The organism is Micromonospora sp. FIMYZ51, from assembly GCF_038246755.1.
Lineage (GTDB): Bacteria > Actinomycetota > Actinomycetes > Mycobacteriales > Micromonosporaceae > Micromonospora.
Map to the genome: position 1 here is coordinate 5,351,644 of NZ_CP134706.1, position 20,554 is coordinate 5,372,197.

General features: G+C 71.5%; 20 protein-coding genes and 2 pseudogenes. 12 read left to right on the forward strand and 10 right to left on the reverse strand.

Annotated elements, in window-relative coordinates:
- Positions 1-91 precede the first annotated feature (91 nt).
- On the reverse strand, positions 92-1,570 hold the full coding sequence (locus QQG74_RS23865; RefSeq protein WP_341716969.1) for an NYN domain-containing protein: 1,479 nt from the start codon (positions 1,568-1,570) through the stop codon (positions 92-94).
- A gap of 127 nt (positions 1,571-1,697) precedes the next feature.
- Here QQG74_RS23865 and QQG74_RS23870 point away from each other — a divergent pair, with 127 nt between their 5' ends.
- The 5 genes from QQG74_RS23870 (at position 1,698) to QQG74_RS23890 (ending at position 7,219) form a co-directional block, all read left to right on the forward strand.
- Positions 1,698-3,452 carry a DEDD exonuclease domain-containing protein gene (locus QQG74_RS23870; RefSeq protein WP_341716970.1) on the forward strand — a complete coding sequence of 585 codons (1,755 nt, stop codon included), beginning with the start codon at positions 1,698-1,700 and terminating at the stop codon, positions 3,450-3,452.
- 127 nt (positions 3,453-3,579) lie between these two features.
- A complete protein-coding gene (locus QQG74_RS23875) occupies positions 3,580-5,370 on the forward strand; it encodes an HD domain-containing protein (protein WP_341721343.1) in 1,791 nt (596 codons plus the stop codon).
- Between the two features lie 52 nt (positions 5,371-5,422).
- Positions 5,423-5,965 (forward strand): NUDIX domain-containing protein, encoded by a 543-nt coding sequence (locus tag QQG74_RS23880; protein ID WP_341716971.1) that lies wholly within the window; start codon positions 5,423-5,425, stop codon positions 5,963-5,965.
- A gap of 80 nt (positions 5,966-6,045) precedes the next feature.
- Positions 6,046-6,876: a sugar phosphate nucleotidyltransferase gene (locus QQG74_RS23885; protein ID WP_341721344.1), complete on the forward strand. Its 831-nt coding sequence runs from the start codon at positions 6,046-6,048 to the stop codon at positions 6,874-6,876.
- A 55-nt stretch (positions 6,877-6,931) separates the two neighbouring features.
- Positions 6,932-7,219, forward strand: coding sequence for an Lrp/AsnC ligand binding domain-containing protein (locus tag QQG74_RS23890; RefSeq protein ID WP_341716972.1), 288 nt, complete (start codon positions 6,932-6,934; stop codon positions 7,217-7,219).
- An 86-nt stretch (positions 7,220-7,305) separates the two neighbouring features.
- Here the strand turns inward: QQG74_RS23890 and QQG74_RS23895 are convergent, their stop codons facing one another.
- The 5 genes from QQG74_RS23895 to QQG74_RS23915 all read right to left on the reverse strand — a co-directional run bounded on the left by QQG74_RS23895 (position 7,306) and on the right by QQG74_RS23915 (position 12,369).
- A complete protein-coding gene (locus QQG74_RS23895; protein ID WP_341716973.1) occupies positions 7,306-7,977 on the reverse strand; it encodes a DUF4142 domain-containing protein in 672 nt (223 codons plus the stop codon).
- A gap of 167 nt (positions 7,978-8,144) precedes the next feature.
- Complete coding sequence (locus QQG74_RS23900) at positions 8,145-9,770, reverse strand: cytochrome b N-terminal domain-containing protein (RefSeq protein WP_341716974.1); 1,626 nt, start codon at positions 9,768-9,770, stop codon at positions 8,145-8,147.
- A complete protein-coding gene (locus QQG74_RS23905; protein ID WP_341716975.1) occupies positions 9,767-10,852 on the reverse strand; it encodes a Rieske 2Fe-2S domain-containing protein in 1,086 nt (361 codons plus the stop codon). Before QQG74_RS23905 ends, QQG74_RS23900 begins: the two co-directional genes overlap by 4 nt.
- A gap of 11 nt (positions 10,853-10,863) precedes the next feature.
- Positions 10,864-11,697: a cytochrome c gene (locus tag QQG74_RS23910; RefSeq protein WP_341716976.1), complete on the reverse strand. Its 834-nt coding sequence runs from the start codon at positions 11,695-11,697 to the stop codon at positions 10,864-10,866.
- Between the two features lie 72 nt (positions 11,698-11,769).
- Positions 11,770-12,369: a heme-copper oxidase subunit III gene (locus QQG74_RS23915; protein WP_341716977.1), complete on the reverse strand. Its 600-nt coding sequence runs from the start codon at positions 12,367-12,369 to the stop codon at positions 11,770-11,772.
- Positions 12,370-12,528: 159 nt separating this feature from the next.
- On the opposite strand from QQG74_RS23915, the gene QQG74_RS23920 reads away from it, so the two are divergent.
- From QQG74_RS23920 to trpD, 3 genes are all read left to right on the forward strand, one after another.
- Complete coding sequence (locus tag QQG74_RS23920; protein WP_341721345.1) at positions 12,529-13,479, forward strand: cytochrome c oxidase assembly protein; 951 nt, start codon at positions 12,529-12,531, stop codon at positions 13,477-13,479.
- Positions 13,480-13,657: 178 nt separating this feature from the next.
- Positions 13,658-14,053 carry a hypothetical protein gene (locus QQG74_RS23925; RefSeq protein WP_341716978.1) on the forward strand — a complete coding sequence of 132 codons (396 nt, stop codon included), beginning with the start codon at positions 13,658-13,660 and terminating at the stop codon, positions 14,051-14,053.
- Positions 14,054-14,137: 84 nt separating this feature from the next.
- Positions 14,138-15,184: an anthranilate phosphoribosyltransferase gene (gene trpD, locus QQG74_RS23930; RefSeq protein WP_341716979.1), complete on the forward strand. Its 1,047-nt coding sequence runs from the start codon at positions 14,138-14,140 to the stop codon at positions 15,182-15,184.
- A gap of 131 nt (positions 15,185-15,315) precedes the next feature.
- Here trpD and QQG74_RS23935 read toward each other — a convergent pair whose 3' ends face one another.
- Both QQG74_RS23935 and coxB read right to left on the reverse strand, forming a co-directional pair.
- The gene (locus QQG74_RS23935) at positions 15,316-15,744 is read right to left on the reverse strand and encodes a cytochrome c oxidase subunit 4 (protein ID WP_341716980.1); all 429 of its coding nucleotides are present in this window, start codon (positions 15,742-15,744) and stop codon (positions 15,316-15,318) included.
- 10 nt (positions 15,745-15,754) lie between these two features.
- Positions 15,755-16,714, reverse strand: a complete 960-nt coding sequence (coxB, locus tag QQG74_RS23940; RefSeq protein ID WP_341716981.1) for a cytochrome c oxidase subunit II — start codon at positions 16,712-16,714, stop codon at positions 15,755-15,757.
- Between the two features lie 196 nt (positions 16,715-16,910).
- Here coxB and QQG74_RS23945 point away from each other — a divergent pair.
- The 4 genes and pseudogenes from QQG74_RS23945 (at position 16,911) to QQG74_RS23960 (ending at position 18,727) form a co-directional block, all read left to right on the forward strand.
- Positions 16,911-18,061, forward strand: a pseudogene (locus QQG74_RS23945) (aminotransferase class V-fold PLP-dependent enzyme).
- Positions 18,058-18,294, forward strand: coding sequence for a sulfurtransferase TusA family protein (locus QQG74_RS23950; protein ID WP_341716982.1), 237 nt, complete (start codon positions 18,058-18,060; stop codon positions 18,292-18,294). Before QQG74_RS23945 ends, QQG74_RS23950 begins: the two are co-directional and overlap by 4 nt.
- A 90-nt stretch (positions 18,295-18,384) precedes the next feature.
- Positions 18,385-18,516 (forward strand): annotated as a pseudogene (locus tag QQG74_RS23955) (Scr1 family TA system antitoxin-like transcriptional regulator); the annotation flags it as partial.
- Between the two features lie 13 nt (positions 18,517-18,529).
- Entirely contained in the window at positions 18,530-18,727 is a 198-nt protein-coding gene (locus tag QQG74_RS23960; RefSeq protein ID WP_341716983.1) for a DUF397 domain-containing protein, read from the forward strand.
- Between the two features lie 157 nt (positions 18,728-18,884).
- On the opposite strand, the gene QQG74_RS23965 is transcribed toward QQG74_RS23960, so the two are convergent.
- Together QQG74_RS23965 and erpA are read right to left on the reverse strand one after the other, a co-directional pair.
- Positions 18,885-19,862 (reverse strand): carbohydrate kinase family protein, encoded by a 978-nt coding sequence (locus QQG74_RS23965; RefSeq protein ID WP_341716984.1) that lies wholly within the window; start codon positions 19,860-19,862, stop codon positions 18,885-18,887.
- A gap of 193 nt (positions 19,863-20,055) precedes the next feature.
- Complete coding sequence (gene erpA / locus QQG74_RS23970) at positions 20,056-20,424, reverse strand: iron-sulfur cluster insertion protein ErpA (protein ID WP_013735179.1); 369 nt, start codon at positions 20,422-20,424, stop codon at positions 20,056-20,058.
- Positions 20,425-20,554 lie beyond the last annotated feature (130 nt).

Below are 20,554 nucleotides of genomic sequence, written 5' to 3' on the forward strand. Positions count from 1 at the left end.
CCACTCCTCCCGCCCGTGCGCGCCCATCCTAGTTCTCCCGTCCGGTGCGCCCGCCGCCCGGCGGACGGCCCCCGGCCCACGCCCGGTGCGGTCAGGAGCGGGACAGCCGGCGCAGCAGCGAGTCGGCTCCCAACGGGTACGCGCCGTGCCGGCGTACGCCGTCGGCGACCTCGCGGTCGGAGGAGACCACCACCACCGGGCGGCCCGGCGGCTCGGCGCGGACCAGGCGGCGGATCAGCTCGTCGGCGGTCTCCCCCTTGCGGGAGAACAGCACCCGGACCCCGCGTGGGGCGGGCGGCAACCCGTGGATGCGCTCGGCGCCGTCGAAAACCACTGTCACCTCGTCGCCGGTCTGCGCGGCGATGCCACCGAGCCCGGTGATCAACCGTTTGCGCTGTTGCTCCAGCGACATCTCGCCGAAGCCCCGTTTGGTCACGTTGTAGCCGTCCACCACCAGGTGCGCCCGGGGCAGGGCGAGCAGCTGGTCGAGCCGGGCCGGGTCGTCGGTGTCCCGGGCCCGGGTGGCGGCACCGGCCACGGTGGCCGTCGAGGAGTCGGCGAAGCTCTCCGCGACGAAGTCGGCGGGTAGCCGGTCCACCGGGTCCAGGGCCAGTTCACGGCGGAGCCCGACGGCGGCCTGCCCGATGGTCTCCAGGAGCAGCCACAGCCGCGCGTCGTCGACGGAGCGGGCCTCCTTCGCGCTGGCCCGGGCGACGCCCGCCGCGGCCTCCGCCTCGGCCAGCCGGGCGCGGATCCGGCGCAGTTCGGCGTCCGCGTCCGCGGCGGCCCGGGTGGCCCGTCCCCGCTCGGTGGCCAGCAGTTCGCTCGTCTTGCGCTCGCGGGCCTGGGTCTCCCGCAGGGTACGGGTCAGCTGCCGGTTCTCCTCGCGCAGCTGGCCCAGTTCCTCGCGTACCCGGGCAAGTTCGTCCCGTAGCTTGTCGGCCTCCACCCGGGCGACCGCCCGATCGTGCTCGGCCCGGGTGGCCCGCTGTTCGGCCTGGCGGACCAGTTCGGCGACGACCGCGCTGTCCGCCTCGGCGCGCACGGCCTCCCCGCTGGCCTCGATCAGCTGCCGCCATTCGCGCGGCCGGGCCAGATAGGCCAGGGCGGCCACCTCGACCGGATCGGCGGCGGCCGGGGCCGTTCCCTCGACCACTGCGGTGCCCAGGTCGCCGGCGTCGGCCAGCACCCGGCTGGTGACCCGCTGACGGAACAGCGGATCACCCGCGAGCTGGGCGGCGATCGCCGGGGCACCGAGCCGGGCCCGCCGGTTGGGCGCGAACTTCGCCACCCGGCGCAGCGGCACGGGCACCTCGTCGGCGGGCAGGCCGGGCAGCACCGCGGCGGTGAGCGAGACGATCCGCTGTCGGACCGGCTCGGGCAGGCTCGGTTCCGGCTCGGACTCCGACGAGCTCGGTTCCGGCTCGGATTCGGACCGGTCAGGGTCCGGCGTCGCGGCGGACGCCGGGGCGTCGGCGGCGGCGTGATCAGGGCGGTCACCGGCAGCCGGCACCGGGACGACCTGCTCCTCCTGGCGGAGGTTGTCGTCGTGCGGCTCGGTGAGGGGCATGTGGCAAGTCTCCCACCGCGACCGGGCCCACCGCCTGGTGAGTGAGCCGATCTCTCATCCTAGACCGGTGGTGACGGGTGGGACGGCTGGGACTGGAGTGTCGCACCGGACCGTTACCGTGCCGCCGATGGCAGCACAGGAGTACCTCCAGCCGGCGCTGGCCGGGCTCGACCCGGCCACCGACGGTGTCGACCCGGCGTTGCCGCTGCACGCGACGACATTCGTCGTGGTCGACCTGGAGACCACCGGCGGTGCCCCGGACGGCGGCGGCATCACCGAGATCGGCGCGGTCAAGGTGCGCGGCGGCGAGCAGCTGGGGGTGCTGGCCACCCTGGTCAACCCCGGGGTGCCGATCCCGCCGTTCATCACCGTGCTGACCGGCATCACCCAGGCGATGCTGCTGCCGGCGCCGCCGATCGAGCAGGTGCTGCCGAGCTTGCTGGAGTTCCTCACCGACGCCGTGCTGGTGGCGCACAACGCCCCGTACGATGTCGGTTTCCTCAAGGCGGCCTGTGCCAAGCACGGCTACCGCTGGCCGAACCCGAAGGTGCTGGACACCGCGGCGCTGGCCCGGCGGGTGCTGCTCCGCGACGAGGTGCCCAACCGCAAGCTGGCCACCCTCGCCGCGCACTTCCGCGCCGCCACCACGCCGACGCACCGGGCACTTGACGACGCCCGGGCCACCGTCGACGTGCTGCACGGGCTGATCGGGCGGCTCGGCAGCCACCGGGTGGACACGCTCGGCGAGGCCATCGAGTTCGCCCGGGCGGTCACCCCGACCCAGCGCCGCAAGCGCCACCTGGCCGACGGTCTGCCGCACCGGCCCGGGGTCTACATCTTCCGGGCCGCCGACGACCGGCCGCTCTACGTCGGCACCTCGCGGGACATCGCCACCCGGGTGCGCAGCTACTTCACCGCAGCGGAGAAGCGCGCCCGGATCTCGGAGATGCTTGCCGCCGCCGAGCGGGTCGAGGCGGTCGAGTGCGCGCACTCGCTGGAGGCGGAGGTCCGCGAGCTGCGGTTGATCGGGGCGCACGCGCCGCCGTACAACCGGCGGTCGAAGTTTCCCGAGCGGGTGCTCTGGCTGAAGCTGACCGACGGGCCCTACCCCCGGTTGTCGGTGGTCCGGGAGATCTCCCCCGCCGACCATGCCTACCTCGGCCCCTTCACCTCCCGGCGGGCCGCGGAGCTGGCCGCCGCCGGGTTCCACGACGCGGTGCCGCTGCGCCAGTGCACCCACCGACTGTCGCTGCGCACGGTCACGCCGGCCTGCGCGCTTGCCGAGCTGGGTCGCTGCCCGGCACCGTGCGAGCACCGGATCACCCCCGAGGAGTACGCCGACCGCGCGGTGACCCCGTTCGCGACCGCCACCACAGGCGATCCCCGGCCCGTGGTGGACGCCCTGCTCGCCCGGATCGAGGCACTCTCGACCGACAAGCGGTACGAGGAGGCCGCGGTGCTCCGCTCCCGGCTGGCCGCGGTGCTGCGGGCCACCGTCCGGATGCAGCGGCTGACCGCCCTGACCGGGATCGCCGAGCTGGCCGCCGCCCGACCGGCCGCCGCTGGCGGCTGGGAGCTGGCGCTGGTCCGGCACGGCCGGCTGGCCGGGGCCGGGGTCTCACCGCCCGGGGTCCACCCTCGACCGACGATCGCGGTCATCCGGGCCACCGCCGAGACGGTGTCGCCCGGTCACGGTCCGGTCCCGGCGGCCACTGCGGAGGAGTCGGAACGGATCCTGTCCTGGTTGGAACGACCGGAGACCAGACTTGTCGAGATGTCGTCCGGTTGGGCCTCCCCGGTGGCCGGCGCGGCACGCTTCCGTGACCTGCTGACCAAGGCCGAGAAGGCCGGTTCCCACCAACTCTGGTCCGAACGCTCATGAGCAAGTGTCCGATCGGACTACGTCGACTCACTTAGTCTGTTAAGGAAGTGCAGTCCTGCCCGTTTCGAGGGTCTGCTCCCGGTTGCCGGATTCGGCGGTCGTTGAGCGGGGTGAGGGGGTGTCCCGGGTGGACGTCAACGCCGGACACGGCGGCGCCCTGGGGGGCGCCCTCCCGACACAGCCAGGCGAGCTTCCGCTGACCCGCCGGCTCCGCTCGCTGCTGACCTGGCCCGCCACCGACAACGAACCGGTCGGTCGGCTGGTCCGCGTGCACCGGGCCATCCATCCCGGTGCCGATCCCGCGGTGCTGCGCCGGGCGTACACCATCGCGGAGAACATGCACCGGGGGCAGTTCCGCAAGAGCGGGGAACCGTTCATCACCCACCCGCTCGCGGTCGCCGAGATCTGCGCCGAGCTGGGCATGGACACCACGACCCTGGTCGCGGCGCTACTGCACGACACGGTGGAGGACACCCGCTACACGCTGCAAGCGCTGGCCGAGGACTTCGGCCACGAGGTGTCCCATCTGGTCGACGGAGTGACCAAGTTCGACAAGGCGTTCTACGGCCAGGCCGCCGAGGCGGAGACCATCCGCAAGATGATCATCGCGGCCGGCAAGGACGTCCGGGTGCTGATCATCAAGCTCTGCGACCGGCTGCACAACATGCGCACCCTCGGCGTACGCTCGGCGGCCTCCCGGGAGCGGATCGCCCGCAAGACCCAGGAGGTGCTGGTACCGCTCTGTGACCGGCTGGGCATCCAGACCCTCAAGCGGGAACTGGACGACGTGGTGCTGCTGCACCTGGAGCCGGAGGAGCACGCCCGCATCGCCCGGCACGTGCACGACCGCCCGGGCTGGGACGCCTACCTTGCCGACGTGGTGGCCCAGACCAGGGTGGCGCTGCGCCGCAGTCGGGTCGACGCCGAGGTGGCGCCCCGCCCCCGGCACCTCTACTCGATCTGGAAGGACACCGTGGCCGGCGGCCACCAGGTCCCGTACGACCTGCCCCGGATCACGGTGGTGGTGGACGGCCCGGCCACCGACTGCTACGCGGCGCTCGGCGCGGTGCACGGCCTCTGGCGTCCGGTGCCCGGCCGGTTCAAGGACTTCATCGCGTCGCCGAAGAACAACCTCTACCGGTCCCTGCACACGAGCGTCTGCGGTCCGCGCAACCGCACCGTGGAGGTGCTGATCCGCACCGTCGAGATGCACCGTTCGGCCGAGTACGGGGTGGCCGCCGACTTCCGGTTCCCACGCTCGGGCGGGGCGGCTGCGGCGCACGCCGGGCAACTCGACTGGCTGCGCCGGGTGCTCGACTGGGAGCAGGACGCCGCCGACCCGGCGCAGTTCCTCCAGTCGCTGCGCTGCGACCTGTCCGAGGCACAGATCCAGGTGGTCGCCGAGGGGCGGCAGATCGTCCTGCCGGCCGGGGCCACCCCGGTCGACCTGGCCTACGAGTTGGGCGCCGACCGGGGCGACCGATGTCTCGCGGCCCGGATCAACGGTCGGCTGGTGCCGCTCTCCTCCGAGTTGGACGAGGGCGACGTGGTGGAGATCTTCACCGAGACCGATGAGGAGAGCAGCCTCGACGCCGAGGTCGCCCCGCGTGGTCCGCGCCGGGAATGGCTGGGCTTCGTCAAGTCCCCGCACGCGCAGATGCAGATCAACAGGTGGTTCGCCGACCACAGTGAACCGGGCATCTCGATCAGCGACAAGGTCCGGCTCGGCCGGGCCACCATCGGGCTGGCGCTGCGTCAGCACAACCGCGGGCTGGCCAGCGACCTGCCGCTGCTGCGGCTCTCGGAGGAACTCGGCTACCCCGACCTGGAGACTCTGCTGGTCGCGGTCTTCGACCGGGTGATCGAGCCGGACGCCGTGGTACGCCAGCTCATCGACCTGGTCGACCATCGGCAGTGATCCACCGGGCTCCCCGGCCGCGTCCGACGCGCGCGACCACTAGCCTTGAGCCATGATCCTCCGCCCGCGCCGCACCGGCCGCGCCGTCGCGTACCAGGTCTTCTACCGGTTACCGCTGCCGGTGCGGCGTCGACTGGTGCGGCTGGCCGTGCCGAAGTACATCGTCGGCGCCGTCACCCTGCTCCGGGACAGCGAGGCTGACGGGCCGGGCCGGCTGCTGCTGCTACGCCAGCCGCCCGGTCGTGGCTGGACGCTCCCGGCCGGGCTGCTGCGGCGCGGCGAGAACCCGGCGGTGGGCGCGGCCCGGGAACTGCACGAGGAGACCGGCGTACGGCTCTCCCCCACGCACCTTCGCCCGGCGGCACCGAACGCGGTGGTGCACGCCAAGGGGTGGGTGGATGTGGTGTTCACCGCCGAGGTGCCGGCGTCGAGCACCGAACTCAAGGTCGACGGGGCGGAGGTCTTCGAGGCGGCCTGGCACCCGCTGGACGACCTGCCGAAGCTGACCTGGCCCACCGCGCGGCTGCTCGCCTACTACGACATCGGGCCGCTGGCCGGGCAGTTTCCGCCCCCGCTGCCGGACGCCCTGCCGTGACCGCAGCGGACGACGGCCGCCCCGCCCGGCCCGGACCGGACGGCGGCCCGGCCGACCGGCCGGCGACCCCGCCCGCCGGGATCTGTGCGGTGGTGCTCGCCGCCGGGGAGGGCACCCGGCTGCGTCCGCTTACCGAGCGGCTGCCCAAGGCGCTCTGTCCGGTGGGCAACGTGCCGCTGCTGGACCGGGCGCTGGTCCGGCTGGCCGGGCTGGGGCTGCACGGTCCGGCGACGGTCGCCGTCAACGCCAGCTATCTCGGCGATCAGGTCGTCGAGTGGGTCGGTACCCGGGCCCACCTCTCGGTGGAGCCGGGCAGCCCGCTCGGCACCGCCGGTGGCGTGGGCAAGCTGCGGGACTGGATCGCCGGTCGGGGGGTGCTGGTCGGCAACGCCGACGCGTACCTCGCCGATCCGGCGGCACCGCCCGGGCCCGACATCGCCGCGCTGCTGGCCGGCTGGGACGGCGAGAGCGTACGCCTGCTCGGCCAGCCCGCGCCCGACCCGCGGGCACCCGGCACCTTCGACGGGCACCTCTTCACCGGTTTCTCGCTGCTGCCCTGGCGGTTGGTCCGGGACCTGCCGGCGACCTTCGGCGACCTGGTCCGCGCGGTGTGGCGCCCGGCCGAGGCCGCCGGCCGGCTGCGGGTGGTCCCCTACCGGGGCACCTTCTACGACACCGGCACCCCGGCCGACTACCTGGCGGCCAACCTGCACGCGGCCGGTGGCGGCAACCTGGTGGATCCCACCGCCACGGTGACCGGTCCCTGCCGCGAGTCGGTGGTCGGCGCGAACGCGGTCGTACGCGGCGCGGTCACCCGCAGCGTGCTCTGGCCCGGCGCCTCGGTCGGCGTCGACGAACGCCTGCACGACGCCGTCCGCACGGCCGAGGGACTCACCGTCCCAGCCTGCTGAGCAGGTCCACAAGCATTAGCATGGGCGGCGACGCCGACGAACGGAGAGCCTTCCCGTGATCACCGCGATCGTGCTGATCGACTGCGCCACCGACTCGATCCCGGAGGTGGCCACCGCCCTGGCCGACCTGCCCGGCGTGAGCGAGGTCTACTCGGTGGCCGGGCACGTGGACCTGATCGCCATGGTCCGGGTCCGCGAGTTCGACGAGATCGCCCAGATCATCGCGGGCAGCATCTCCAAGGTGCCCGGTGTGCTCAACACCGAGTCGCACATCGCCTTCCGGGCCTACTCCCGGCACGACCTGGAAGAGGCCTTCGCGATCGGGCTGGGCAACACCGACTGACCCACCCACCGACGCACTGACCCACCCACCGACGCCGAGCCGGTCCGTCCCCGGCGGGATGGACCGGCTCGATTCGTACCGCCGGGTCAGCTCTGCTGCGGCGACGGGCTCTCGGTCACGGTGCCGCCCGGAGCCGGGGCCTGCTCGGTGGTGGTGCCACCCGGAGCCGGCTGCTCGGTACCCGGGGCGGTGCCACCGGGGCTCGGCGTGCCGGTCGCGCTGACCTCCGGAACCGGGATGCCGAGCTGCTCGGCCAGCTGCACCAGGGCGTCGTAGTGCGCCTGGAGGACCGGCAGCGCGGTCTGCGCCAGCTGGACCACCTGGGTCTCGGTGCCCTGCGAGATCTCCGTCTGGGTGGCCTGGATGGCCTGGAGGTGCCCGGCCAGACCCTGGGTCACCCAGAGCCTGTCGAACTCCTCACCGTTGGCGTTCTTCAGCTGATCCAGAGCCGTCCGCTGATCCGGGGTGGGCTCTGTCGGCAGCTGGACGTTCAGCTGCCCGGCCAGATCCTGCACCGACTTGTCCAGCTCCTGATGGTCGGTGACGATCATCTGCGCCAGATCCTTGACCTGCTGGTTCTGCGCCTTCTTCTGGGCCAGCTCGCCGGCCTGGACCTCGTACAGGTTGACCTGGTGGATCGCCTGTAGGTACTGGGTGTCCTGTTCCGAAGGCTGCGCCGCTGCCTGAGCCGCCGCGGCGGGCGCGACGCCCACCAGCACCAGCGCGGCCAGCAGGCCGAGCCGTTTGATACCCAACATGCTTCCTCCCCGTTGAGACGTTGGACCGCACGGATACCCGGCTGGCCGGGGTTATTCCTGCGATCCGAAACAGGGGTGGGAAAGCTCCGGCGAGGTGCCGGAGGGCGGAAAAGGGCGTGGCGCCCGCCGGAGGACTCCGACGGGCGCCACGTCACGCGGTGCACTACTCAGCGGCGGGTCTCCCCGCTGCCGATCTCCTCCCGCTCCGGTCGCGGCTCGACCGGCGGGTGTCCCGGCGAGACCGGTGCCTCGGCCGGCTTCTCGATCGGGTAGAAGAAGCCCCGGATGGCCGGGCCGAGGGCGCCGAGCCGGTTCATCTTCTTCGGCACCACCCAGCCGGCGTACGGCAGCTCGGTGTGCCCGTGCTCGTCGGGCGCGGTGAGCGGCTGGTGCACCTCGACGAAGCGGCCGTCCGGCAGGCGCCGGATGATGCCGGTCTCCACACCGTGGGCCAGCACCTCCCGGTCGTGCTGCTGGAGACCCAGGCAGAGCCGGTAGGTGAGGTAGTACGCGAGCGGCGGCCCGAGCAGCAGACCGATCCGGCCCGCCCAGGTCATCGCGTTGAGGCTGATGTGGAACTTGTCGGCGATCACGTCGTTCGCGCCGGAGAGGGTCAGGATCACGTAGAACGTGATGGCCATGGCACCCAGACCGGTCCGGAACGGCACGTCGCGGGGACGCTGGAGCAGGTTGTGGCTCCGGTAGTCCTTGAGGTAGCGAGCCTCCAGGAACGGATAGAACACCGAGAGCATGACCAGGATGCCGGGTAGCACCACGGTCGGCCAGAACAGCGGTGGAATCACGTAACCGTCGCCGATGGGTATGAAGATCTCCCAGTCCGGCATCAGTCGGGTCGAACCGTCCAGGAACATGACGTACCAGTCCGGCTGGCTGGCGGCCGAGACCACCCACGCCTCGTACGGGCCGAACAGCCAGACCGGGTTGATCTGGAACAGACCGCCCAACAGTGCGATCACGCCGAAGACGACCATGAAGAAGCCGCCCTGCTTGATCGCGTACCGCGGGAACATCCGCTCGCCGACCACGTTGCCGTTGGTCCGGCCCGGACCCGGCCACTGGGTGTGCTTCTGCTTGAACACCAGCCCCAGGTGGACGCTGATCAGTGCGACAAGCAGCGCCGGGACGAGCAGCACGTGGGCGATGAAGAACCGGCTGATGATGATCGTGCCGGGGAACTCGCCGTCGAAGACCGCAGCGGTCACCCAGGACCCGATCACCGGGATGGAGAGCATGATCGCCGAGGCGATCCGCAGACCGGTGCCGGAGAGGCCGTCGTCCGGCAGCGAGTAGCCGGTGAAGCCGGCCAGGAAGCCGACCCAGAAGAGCAGCGAGCCGATGATCCAGTTGGTCTCCCGCGGCTTGCGGAACGCGCCGGTGAAGAAGACCCGCAGCATGTGCACCACGATCGCGGCCATGAACAGCAGCGCGGACCAGTGGTGCATCTGCCGCATGATCAGGCCGCCCCGGACGTCGAACGAGATGTCCAGCGTCGAGGCGTACGCGGCCGACATCGGCGTACCCCGCAGCGGGGCGTAGCTGCCGTTGTAGATGACCTCGGTCATCGTCGGCTCGAAGAAGAAGGTCAGGAAGACCCCGGTGAGCAGCAGGACGATGAACGAGAAGAGCGCGATCTCGCCGAGCAGGAACGACCAGTGGTCGGGGAAGACCTTGTTCAGCAGCCGGCGCAGCGGGGTGGCCACCTGGAAGCGGTCGTCGACCGCCCGGGCGGTGTTGCCCGGCACTGCTGCCACGTCAAACTTGCGCCGCTTCACGGCCGCTCCCAGAAGTCGGGCCCGACGGTTTCGGTGTAGTCGGACTTCGCCACGAAGTAGCCCTCAGCGTCCACCTCGATCGGCAGCTGCGGCAGCCGACGGCTGGCGGGACCGAAGACGGGCTTGGCGTTGTCGGTGATCAGGAACTGCGACTGGTGGCACGGGCAGAGCAGCCGGTTGGTCTGCTGCTCGTACAGGCTCGCCGGGCAGCCGGCGTGCGTGCAGATCTTCGAGTAGGCGGCGTAGTTGCCCCACATGTAACCGCCGTGGCCCTCGCGCTCGTTGTTGCGGCGCGATTCCTCGGCGTCGGCTTCCCGCAGGTGGATCAGCAGGGTCACCGAGTCGGCGTACCGGTTGCTCACGCCGTGCTCGATGCCGGGGAAGACGGTGATCTGGCCACCGGCGCTGATGTCCTCCGGACGGATCGGACGGCCGTCCTCACGGACCAGCCGGACCTTCTGCCCGTCCTGCGGGGTGAACCCGGTGGTCATCATCTGGTTGTTCTTGTGCGGGTCGGAGATGAGCCCGCCCACCAGCGGCGCCGCGGCGACCGCACCGACCGGCACCAGGCCGGCCAGCAGCGACATGCCGAGCAGCGGCCGGCGCTTCACGCCCAGTTCGTCGGCGATGTAGAGCATGGTCTGACCGGTGATCGTCCGGTCCTCGGTGGCCACCGCGCCCTCGTGCCGGTCCTGGATCGACACCTCCTTGGGCAGCAGCTTCTTGCCCCAGGTCAGAATGCCGAAACCGATGCCCAGCAGCGCGATGCCGAGGGTGGCGCCGAGCAGCGGGGTGAACAGCTTGTCGCCGCCCCGGCCCGGCTCGTACTCCCACGGCCACCAGATGTAGACCACCAGGAAGGCGGTCGCCGCCAGGCCGGTGATCAGGAAGAACGCGGCGACCGTACGGACCAGCCGGCGCTCGGCCTTGCTGCCCGGGGCGACCTGCTCCTCGTAGTGGACGATCTCGATGTCGTCGCGGCGGGCACCCTCCCGGACGATGTCGAACCGGCTCACCGCCGGGTCGGTCACGTCAATCGGTGCCGGCTCCGGGCGGGTTGGCTGCCCGGTGTGCGTGCTCATGCTCCCCCCGGTCACGACTTGCCCGCAATCCACAGGCTGGCGAAGACGAGGGCGACGATGCCGACCAGGAAGATCGCCACGCCCTCGGTGGAGGGCCCGTACCGGCCCAGGTTGAACCCGCCCGGGTCGCCGTCGGTGTTCAGCGTCTGGATGTAGGCGATGATGTCCGCCTTCTGCTCCGGGGTGATCTGGTTGTCCCCGAACACCGGCATGTTCTGCGGGCCACTCAGCATCGCCGCGTAGATCTGCCGGTCCGTGGCCGGTCGCAGGCTCGGCGCGTACTTGCCGGAGGAGAGGGCCCCACCGCCACCGCTGAACGCGTGGCACTGCGCGCAGTTGATCCGGTACAGCTCGCCGCCGAGCGCGACGTTGCCGTCGGCGTGCAGGTTGTCACCGGCCGGCACGACCGGGCCACCGCCCAACTCCTGGACGTACGCGGCCAGCTGGTCGACCTCGTCCGGGCTGAACACCTCGGGCTTGCGCTGCGCCTGGGCCTCCTGCCGGGCCATCGGCATCCGGCCCGTGCTGACCTGGAACTCGACCGACGCCGCGCCGACGCCGATGAGGCTCGGCCCGCGCCCCTCGACCCCCTGCGCGTTGCGACCGTGACAGGTCACACAGCTCACGTCGAACAGCGCCTTGCCGTCGGCGGCGGCAGTGGACAGCGGCGGGTTTTCCTGCGCCGACGCGCCGGGGGCGAGGACGGTGTAGGCACCGCCGGCCAGCATCAGCGCGGCGACCAGCCGGACCGCGGCACCCAGCCGGCGGCGGCCCCTGCTGCGCGCCACGGGCCGCCCGCGCAGCCGCGCGAGCAGACCGCGTCGGCGGTCGTTGTCAGAAGTCATGACCTGTGTCCTTAACCGGTTGGACCTTGTCTCAGGGGGTGGTGCGGCGGAGCGGCACGAGACGCGCCAAGATCACTGGAGCCAGTAGATCATGGCGTAGAGCGCGATCCACACGACGTCCACGAAGTGCCAGTAGTACGACACCACGATCGCCGCCGTCGCCTGGGCCGGAGTGAACCGACCCATGGTGGTCCGGATCATGAAGATCAGGAAGGCGATCAGACCACCGATCACGTGCAGGCCGTGGAAGCCGGTGGTCAGGTAGAACATCGAGCCGTAGCCGTCCGCGTTGATCTTGATGCCGTGGTGCACCAACTCGCGGTACTCGTTGGCCTGGCCGAGCACGAAGATCAGACCCATCACGAAGGTGATCGTGAACCAGCGCCGCAGCGCGTGCACGTCACCCCGCTCCGCGGCGAACACGCCGATCTGGCAGGTCACCGAGGACAACACCAGGATCGTCGTGAACGTGGTCGCGTACGGGATGTTGAGGACCTCGGTGTGCTCCGCCCACTGCTCGGGTGCCGCCGCGCGGATGGAGAAGTACATCGCGAACAGCGCCGCGAAGAACATGAGCTCGCTGGAGAGCCAGACGATCGTCCCGACGCTGACCATGTTCGGCCGCGTCAGTGAGTGGATCCGGCTCTTGTCAATGGCTGGGGCCGCAGTCACGCGGTCATTATTGCCCTTGACCACGGCCGGCGATCAGCGGGGGGCCAAACCGGGGGTACAGATGGCCCGATCGGTACCGTCCGGTTCGCCTGACCTAGGCTGATTGGCGTGCTGCACGTCGATCCGATCTTCCAGGCCGGCCCGGCCACACCGCAGGTCATGGCGGGCCTGACCAGCACCGCCGGCACCGGGACGCCGGCCGGCGTGGTACCGCTCGCGGCCGAGGCCACCCCGCCGCCGTTCTCCATCACCGCCGTGGTCACCGAGGCCCGGTTGGACAGCTGGCTCGCCGTCGGCCTGGTCCTCGCCGCCGCCCTCTACCTCTACGGAGTGCACCGGCTGCGGGTACGCGGCGACCGCTGGCCGGTGGCCCGGACGGTCTTCTTCCTCGGCCCCGGCCTGGGTGGCATCGCCTCGGTCACGGTCAGCGGGCTGCACGCGTACGACACCGCGCTGCTGTCGGTGCACATGGTGCAGCACATGGTGCTCTCCATGGTGTCGCCGATCTTCCTGGCGCTCGGCGCGCCGGTGACGCTGGCCCTGCGTACGCTCCCGACCCGCCCGCGCAAGCGACTGCTCGCGGTGGTGCACAGCCGGATCGCGCGGATCTACACCTTCCCGCTTGTGGCGTTCGCCATCTTCGTGGTGAACCCGTTCGCGCTCTACTTCACCGACCTGTACCGCTACACCCTGGAGCACGTCTGGGCGCACGAGCTGGTGCACGCCCACTTCATCCTGACCGGCTGCGTGTTCTTCTGGCCGCTGCTCGGCCTGGACCCGCTGCCGGGCCGCTGGCCCTATCCCGGCCGGGCCCTGCTGATGCTGCTCTCGGTGCCGTTCCACACGGTGCTCGGGCTCACCATCATGCAGAGCACCACCCTCTTCGGCGGCGACTGGTACCCCTCGCTCGGGCTGAGCTGGGCCGACCCCTGGGAGGACCAGGTGCTCGCCGGCGGCATCCTCTGGGCCGGCGGCGAGTTCGTCAGTGTGACGATGCTCGCCGTGCTTGTGGTGCAGTGGATGCGCCACGCCGAGCGGGAGGCCCGCCGGGTCGACCGCGACCTGGACCGCCAGGAGGCCCGCCAGCGCGCTGCCGAGTCCGCCGGCTGAGCCGTGCCGACGTCGGTCGGAGACGGGCCCGGGGCGGCGTGTCACCCGGCCCACACCGACCGGTACGATCGGCCACGCAGCTACGAGGTGATAGCCGTCTCGAAGCCAGCCACGGCGGATCACCCGACTCGCCGTGCTGGTCGGCCCGACGGCAGGGAAGCGAAGCGGAGTTGTCGGCATGAGCGATCGTCTGTGCACCGTCCTGCTCTACAGCGACGACGCCGACGTGCGGGACCGGATGCGACTCGCCGTCGGCACCCGACCCGCAACCGACCTGCGGGTGGAGTTCGTCGAGGCGGCCACCTACGCCGAGTGCGTCCGGCTGGTCGACGACTACGAGATCGACCTGCTGCTGCTCGACGGTGAGGCCACCCCCGGCGGCGGAATCGGCATCGCCCGGCAGATCAAGGACGACTTCGACGACGCTCCGCCGACCTGTGTGGTGATCGCCCGCGCCGCCGACCGATGGCTCGCCGCCTACGCCGAGGTCGACGCCACCCTGGTGCACCCGCTCGACCCGGTGACCGCCGCCGCCACCGTGACCGAGTTGCTGCGGGCGCACGCACCCGCCTGACGTCCCACTCCGGCACCGCCACGGCGCCGGGCGAGCCGGCGCCGGTCCCGTACCACCCGTACTCGTCTGCTCGGGAGGCCCGCCATGGGCGAACGGACCTGGCCGCACCTGCTCACCGCGCTGCTGCGCGGAGAGGAACTCTGCACCGCCGACACCGCCTGGGCGATGGGCGAGATCATGTCCGGCGCCGCGACGCCGGCCCGCATCGCCGGCTTCGCGATGGCGCTGCGCGCCAAGGGCGAGACACCGGCCGAGCTGAGCGGGCTGGTCGAGGCGATGCTCGACGCGGCCGTCCCGGTCGAGCTGCCCGAGGAGGTACGCGCGACCGCGCTGGACGTGGTCGGCACCGGCGGAGACCTGGCCCACACGGTGAACATCTCCACGATGACCGCCCTGGTCGTCGCCGGTGCCGGGGTGCGCGTGGTCAAGCACGGCAACCGGGCGGCCTCCTCCTCCTGCGGCACCGCCGACCTGCTGGAGTTCCTCGGCGTACCGCTGGAGCTCGAACCGGATCAGGTGGCGCGCTGTGTGGCCGAGGCCGGCATCGGCTTCTGCTTCGCCGCCCGCTTCCACCCCGGCTTCCGCCACGCCGGCCCGATCCGCCGGGAGTTGGGCGTGCCCACCGCGTTCAACTTTCTCGGCCCGCTGACCAATCCGGCCCGTCCCCGGGCCGGCGCGGTCGGCTGCTTCGACGCCGGGATGGCGCCGGTGATGGCGGCCGTCTTCGCCGAGCGGGGCGACTCGGTGCTGGTGATGCGCGGCGAGGACGGGCTGGACGAGTTCACCACCGCCGCGCCCACCCGGTTCTGGATCGCCGCGGGCGGCACCGTCCGGGAGACCGTGGTGGACGCGACCGACCTCGGCGTACCCCGAGCCACCCTCGCTGACCTGCGCGGCGGTGACGCCGCGTACAACGCCGAGGTGACCCGGCGGCTGCTCGACGGCGAGCGTGGCCCGGTCCGCGACGCCGTCCTGGTCAACGCCGCCGCGGCGCTGGCCACCCAGGGCCCGCTGGACGGCGACCTGACCGCCGCCCTGCGCGCCAACCTGGACCGCGCCGCCGAGTCCATCGACTCCGGGGCCGCCGCACAGGCTCTCACCCGCTGGCTGGACACCACCCGCGCCCGCTGACCCACCCACTGACGTTGATCAGGAAGTTCGCGTCACCCGCGGCGCGGCACCCGACCCAGACTTCGTGATCAACACGCGGAGACGCCGGAAGCCCGCATCCTCACAGGAGGCGGGCTTCCGGCGGTTCAGAATCAGTGCTCGGCGGTGCGGCGGGTGCCGGAGTAGTACTCGAAGAGCAGGCCGCAGGCGGCGAAGATGACCGCCACCGCGCCGAGACCGAGCAGCCACATCTGCCAGAACACCAGGCCCAGACCGGCGGTCGCGGCGGCCAGCGCCAGGCCGACCGGCCAGTAGCTGCCCGGGCTGAAGAAGCCGATCTCACCGGCGCCGTCGGCGATCTCGGCGTCCGGCCGGTCCTCGGGCCGCAGGTCGATCCGGCGCGAGACGAACCAGAAGAAGCCGCCGCACATCGAGCAGAGCAGGAACGACAGCAGCAGAGCCACCGTGCCGATCCACTCCACGCGACCACCCGAGTCGGCCCAGGTCCAGCCGCCGTAGAGGAAGGTCGCGAACAGCAGGAACGCACCAATGATCAAGAAGATGCGCCACTCGGTCTTCATGCCCGTCGCCTCAGCTTCCCGCGCCGGCAGCGCTGCCCTGGTTGAAGTTGTGCTCGGTACGCCGCGTCTCGAACGGCCGCGTGGTCACCGCGTACGGCTCCTCACCGATCGAGGTCAACGCGTCCTGGGTCGAGGCCCCGCCCTGCTTGGCCGCGAGGAAGCGGTCGAAGTTCTCCGGCGAGACCACCCGCAGCTCGAAGTTCATGAAGGCGTGATAGCTGCCGCACAGCTCGGCGCAGCGCCCCACGTACGCACCCTCGGACTCCAGCGAGGAGACCTCGAAGACGTTGCGGATGTTGCCCGGGAAGACGTCCCGCTTGAACAGCATCTCCGGCACCCAGAACGAGTGGATGACGTCCTTGCTGGTCTCCTCGAACCGGATGGACCGGTCGGTCGGCAGCACCAGGATCGGGATGACCTCGCTGGTGCCCAGCACCGACGCGGTGGTGTTGGCGTCGGGGCCCTCGCCGTCGCGGTAGTTGAACTGCCAGTTCCACTTGAACGCGACCACCTCGACGGTCACGTCCGGGTTGTTGGTGGTCTTCACCACGTCGGTCTGCACGACCGCGGTGTAGTAGAAGAGCACGGAGACGATCAACACCGGCGCGATGGTGTAGAGGAACTCCATCGGCAGGTTGTACCGGGTCTGCACCGGCAGCTCGTTGCCGCGCTTGCGGTAACGCACGACGCACCAGAAGATCAGGCCCCAGACGAAGGCACCGACCGCGAGCGCCGCGATGCACGAGGCGATCCACAGGTCGTACATCCGCCGGGCCTCCGGCGTGATGCCCTGCGGCCAGCCGAAGCTGAACGCCGAGTGGACGTCACAGCCCGTGAGCAGGACCAGCAACGACGCTCCACCGAATCCGAGCCCGGCGAGACGACCGGCGCGACGCCCCCGCCCACCGGCTCCTGGGGATGCGCTACGCCGTACGGCCGTCGGCCGTACCTCCGAACTCCTTGCGACCACCTGGTCCTGCCTCCCTAGCGCGCCGCGGTGTCTTCCTCGTTCTGGCCGGCTCCGCCGAGCGGAGCCGCCACACCAGCGGCAAAGGCGTCACCGACGGTCGCAGATTACTCGACCATGACGGGCTGGACCCGGTTGGGGTCGTTGTCCGCACCCGACGGGGGATCCCGCATCGGCCGAGGCGATAGCGTGGGAAGACGTGATCCCTTCCCCCGTCTACCTGGACGCCGCCACCGCCGCGCCGCTGCATCCGGTCGCCCGACAGGCGATGCAGGCCGCGCTCGACGACGGCTGGGCCGACCCCGACCGCCTCTACGCCCAGGCCCGGCGCGCCCGCCAGTTGCTCGACGCGGCCCGCGAGGCCACCGCGGAGACCCTCGGCGTACGCCCTGACGAGCTGTCCTTCACCGCCAGCGGCACCGTGGCGGCGCACACCGCCGTCCTCGGCGGCCTGGCCGGGCGGCGGCGGACCGGCACGGTGCTGGTGCACTCGGCGATCGAACACTCCGCCGTGCTGTACGCCGCCGAGCAGCACGTGGCGCGCGGCGGCGCGGCCGTACCGGTGCCGGTCGACCGGATCGGCCGGCTGGACCTCGACGCCTGGTCGGCGGCGGTGGCCCGGCCCGGCGTGGCGCTGGCCGCGTTGATCGCGGCCAGCCACGAGGTGGGTACCGTCCAGCCGGTCGAGGCCGCGGCAGCGGCCTGCGCCCCGCCGGGGTGCCGCTCTACGTCGACGCCGCCCAGGTGGTGGGCCGTACGCCGGCGCCGGCAGGCTGGTCGGTGCTGAGCGCGAGCGCCCGCAAGTGGGGCGGCCCGCCCGGCGTCGGTCTGCTTGTGGTCCGCAAGGGCACCCGGTGGGAGTCGCCCTGGCCGGCCGACGAGCGCGAGTCGGGCCGGGTCCCGGGAACGGTGAACCTGCCGGCCGTGGTGGCGGCGGCGGCCAGCCTGCGCGCGGTGGCGGCCGACGCGGCGACGGAGGCGGCCCGGCTCGCGCCGCTTGTGGATCGGATCCGGGCCCGGGTGGCGGCCGAGGTGCCGGACGTGGAGGTGGTCGGCGATCCCGAGCGGCGGCTGCCGCACCTGGTCACCTTCTCCTGCCTCTACGTCGACGGCGAGGCGCTGCTGCACGCGCTTGACCGGCGCGGCTTCGCGGTCTCGTCCGGCTCCTCCTGCACCTCGTCCACGCTGCGCCCGTCACACGTGCTGGAGGCGATGGGGGTGCTCTCGCACGGCAACGTACGCGTCTCGCTGCACCGCAACACCACCGACGCCGACGTCGACCGCTTCCTCGCCGAGTTACCGCAGATCGTGGCCGACCTGCGGGCCGAGGCCGGGGTGGTGGACCTGTGACCGCTCCGGCGCACCCCGAGCCCGACGAGACCCTCGACTGCCTCGGTCAGCGCTGCCCGCTGCCGGTGATCGCACTGGCCCGCCGGCTGCCCGAGCTGCCGGTCGGCACGGTGCTGCGGGTACTCGCCGACGACCCGGCCGCCGCCGTCGACATCCCCGCCTGGTGCCGCATGCGCAACCAGGACTTCCTCGGCACCTCCGGCACCGCCCACCACATCCGCCGCCGGCAGTGAAAGGAAGGGCACCTTATTAACGCCTCATGCATAGGCGGGGCCCCCTATTAACAACGCAACGCCGCAACCACCCGATGCCGCGAGGTCCTCGACGGGGCGATGTACGTGCAGGATCCGGACCGCGTGCGGACCTATGAAATGGTGGCCGACAACCTGCGCCAGGTCGCCCTCTCGCCCGCCGAGTCGCGCGCGTTGATCAGGGAGCTGGCCGGCGCGGCCTAGCCCCGGAGGCCAGTTGTCCACCCCCGGCCTCTCCGCCGCCCACTGGTTCACCAGCAGCCGCAGCGCCAACAACGGCGACTGTGTCGAGTGCGCGATCCTGCCCGACCTGGTAGTCGTGCGGGACAGCAAGGACCGTCGCGGCCCCGTGCTCACCTTCTCGCGTCGCCAGTGGTCGACCTTCATCGCCACGGTCACCCCAACCTCTCGCTGACCCACCCCACAAACGCCCCTGACCCACCCCACACCCCCGCGATCTTGCACTTTCCGTCGCCATAAACGCGACATTTGCCGCGAAAATGCGACTGAAAGTGCAAGATCGGCGAGAGGGGCGGCGGGGGTTGCGGGTGGGGCGGCGGGGTTGCGGGTGGTTAGGGGAGGAGGTGGGGGCGGATGTCGTCGGCGGCCTGGTCGCCGTACGACTCGGCGAGACGCTTGACGAACAGGTCCCGGCGCACCTCGTACTCCTGGGTGCCGACGGTCTCCAGCACCAGGGTGGCGAGCAGGGAGCCGACCTGGGCGGCGCGTTCCAACCCCAGGCCCCAGGAGAGCGCGGTGAAGAAGCCGGCCCGGAAGGCGTCGCCGACACCGGTCGGGTCGACCGCCTCGGTCTGGCGGGCGATCGGTACGTGGATCGGGTCGATCTCCCGCCCGGCGATCTCCACCCCGTGCTTACCCAGCGTGGTGACCCGCACTCGGACCAGGTCCAGCAACTGGTCGTCGGTCAGCCCGGCCTTCTGCTGGAGCAGCGACTTCTCGTAGTCGTTGGTCATCAGGTACTCCGCGCCCTCGATCAGCGCCACCACGTCCTCGCCCGGCATCCGGGCGAGCTGCTGGGACGGGTCGGCGGCGAACCGGTAGCCGCGTTCCCGGCACTCGGCGGAGTGCCGCAGCATCGCCTCCGGGTCGTTGGCGCTTACCAGCACCAGGTCCAGCCCACCGAGACGCTGGGCGACCGGCTGTAGCTCGATGTTGCGGGCCTCGCTCATCGCCCCCGCGTAGAAGGAGGCGATCTGGCACATCTCGGTATCCGTGGTGCAGACGAAGCGCGCGGTGTGTGCGACCTCGCTGACGTGCACCGAGTCGCAGTCCACCCCGTGCCGCTCGAGCCAGGAACGGTAGTCGGCGAAGTCGGCACCGACGGCACCGAGCAGCACCGGGCGCAGGCCGAGCTGACCCATGCCGAACGCGATGTTCGCCGCCACCCCGCCCCGGCGCAGCACCAGATCGTCCACCAGGAAGGAGAGCGACACCTTGTGCAACTGGTCGGCGATGAGCTGGTCGGCGAACCGACCCGGGAAGCTCATCAAATGGTCGGTGGCGATCGAGCCGGTCACGGCGATCTTCATGGCAACCCTCGGTGTCGGCAGCAGAGCCGGGTCAGCCTATCGGCACCCCGGTGGGGCAGAAACCCGTAACCTGCCCCTAGCAGACAACGGCGGGGCGGCCTTCTGGGGCCGCCCCGCCGCCGCGAAGACGATTCACCGCCGCGAAGACGATTCACCGCCGCGAGGACGCTTCAGTTGACGTCGCGAGGACGACTCAGCTGAAGGAGTCACCGCAGGCGCAGGAGTTGCCCGCGTTGGGGTTGTCGATGGTGAAGCCCTGGGCGTCGATCCGGTCGGCGAAGTCGATGGTGGCGCCGGCCAGGTACGGGGCGCTCATCCGGTCGACGACGACCTCGACGCCGTCGTAGTCGGTGACGACGTCACCGTCGAGCGAACGCTCGTCGAAGAAGAGCTGGTATCGCAGGCCGGAGCAGCCGCCCGGCTGCACGGCGACCCGGAGCCGCAGGTCGTCGCGGCCCTCCTGCTCGATCAGGGCCTTGACCTTCTGCGCCGCGACGTCGGTGAGGACGACGGACGTGGGGGCCTTGGCCTCGGTCGACTCGGTCTGCGCTGGCGTGGTCACGTGGAATTCTCCCTGCGCGCGTTCGGGTGTGGTCTCCCCTGGCCAACGTCTGGCGCCGGTCAGCGATTCCCACAGTGGTCCAGCTTTCGATTGTAGGCCGCGGGCGGACCGACCACCCGGGGACGTGACC

What these genes read in the sequence shown, in the direction of transcription:
- QQG74_RS23870 (WP_341716970.1), top strand. Translation starts at nt 1,698, where the DNA reads ATGGCAGCACAGGAGTACCTCCAGCCGGCGCTGGCCGGGCTCGACCCG.
- QQG74_RS23920 (WP_341721345.1), top strand. Translation starts at nt 12,529, where the DNA reads ATGGCGGGCCTGACCAGCACCGCCGGCACCGGGACGCCGGCCGGCGTG.
- QQG74_RS23925 (WP_341716978.1), top strand. Translation starts at nt 13,658, where the DNA reads ATGAGCGATCGTCTGTGCACCGTCCTGCTCTACAGCGACGACGCCGAC.
- QQG74_RS23880 (WP_341716971.1), top strand. Translation starts at nt 5,423, where the DNA reads ATGATCCTCCGCCCGCGCCGCACCGGCCGCGCCGTCGCGTACCAGGTC.
- QQG74_RS23935 (WP_341716980.1), bottom strand. Translation starts at nt 15,744, where the DNA reads ATGAAGACCGAGTGGCGCATCTTCTTGATCATTGGTGCGTTCCTGCTG.
- QQG74_RS23865 (WP_341716969.1), bottom strand. Translation starts at nt 1,570, where the DNA reads ATGCCCCTCACCGAGCCGCACGACGACAACCTCCGCCAGGAGGAGCAG.
- QQG74_RS23895 (WP_341716973.1), bottom strand. Translation starts at nt 7,977, where the DNA reads ATGTTGGGTATCAAACGGCTCGGCCTGCTGGCCGCGCTGGTGCTGGTG.
- QQG74_RS23910 (WP_341716976.1), bottom strand. Translation starts at nt 11,697, where the DNA reads ATGACTTCTGACAACGACCGCCGACGCGGTCTGCTCGCGCGGCTGCGC.
- QQG74_RS23965 (WP_341716984.1), bottom strand. Translation starts at nt 19,862, where the DNA reads ATGAAGATCGCCGTGACCGGCTCGATCGCCACCGACCATTTGATGAGC.
- QQG74_RS23905 (WP_341716975.1), bottom strand. Translation starts at nt 10,852, where the DNA reads ATGAGCACGCACACCGGGCAGCCAACCCGCCCGGAGCCGGCACCGATT.
- trpD (WP_341716979.1), top strand. Translation starts at nt 14,138, where the DNA reads ATGGGCGAACGGACCTGGCCGCACCTGCTCACCGCGCTGCTGCGCGGA.